At 73.9% G+C, this 853-nt stretch carries 1 protein-coding gene and 1 pseudogene; both read left to right on the forward strand.

What is annotated here, in order from left to right; genetic code table 11:
• Positions 1–352: pseudogene (locus FV220_RS25130) on the forward strand (carbon monoxide dehydrogenase); the annotation flags it as partial.
• Positions 349–853, forward strand: a 505-nt coding sequence (locus tag FV220_RS25135) for a (2Fe-2S)-binding protein (RefSeq protein ID WP_147833590.1), incomplete at its 3' end; no start/stop codon positions are given. The pseudogene FV220_RS25130 and the gene FV220_RS25135, both read left to right, overlap by 4 nt.

Here is an 853-nt window from a genome sequence, read left to right on the forward strand (position 1 = left end):
CCCTCCCGGCACCGCCTGGGGCTACGTCAAGCATTGCTCCAAGATCGGCGAGTTCGCCCACGCCATCGGGGCCGTGCGGATCGAGCCCCATGCCGGACGCGGCCGCGTGGTGATCGGCGCCATCGAGCGTACGCCCCTCGTGCTGCCGGACGCCTCCGAGCTGTTCGGCGGCCGGATCGGCCCCGACTTCGCCGAACGCTTCGATGCACGGGCCGCCGATGCGCGCCTGCGCGGGGCCGGGATGACCGACGCCGTCGACCGCCACGTCCACGTCACCGTTCTGGCGCGCGCCATCGCGCAGGCGGCTGCCGCGCCGCCCTCCCTCACACGCACAGTCGGCGAGGCCGCATGAGCACCGCATCGTTCGCCCTCCGCGACGAGAGCCCGCCCCTCGCTCTCACCGTCAACGGCCGGGCGCGGAGCCTTCGGGCCGAGCCGCGCACCCATCTCGCCGACGTCCTGCGCGACACCCTCGACCTCACTGGAACCCATCTCGGCTGCGAGCACGGAATCTGCGGCGCCTGCACGGTGCTCCTCGACGGCGAGCCGGCGCGGGCCTGCCTGACCTTCTCCGGCGCCTGCGCGGGCGCCGAGGTGACCACCATCGAAGGGCTCGACGACGACCCGGTCGCCGGAGAACTGCGCGCCGCCTTCAACCGCGAGCACGCCCTTCAGTGCGGCTACTGCACGCCCGGCATGCTCATCGCCGCCCGCGACCTCGTCCTGCGCCTGCCGGACGCCGACGAGCGCCGCATCCGTGCCGGCCTCTCGGGCAATCTATGCCGCTGCACCGGTTATGTCGGCATCGTCCGGGCGGTGCGCGGCGTCATCGCCGAGCGTCGCGCCCGCGGCA

Source organism: Methylobacterium sp. WL19, assembly GCF_008040005.1.
Taxonomy (GTDB): Bacteria; Pseudomonadota; Alphaproteobacteria; order Rhizobiales; family Beijerinckiaceae; genus Methylobacterium; species Methylobacterium bullatum.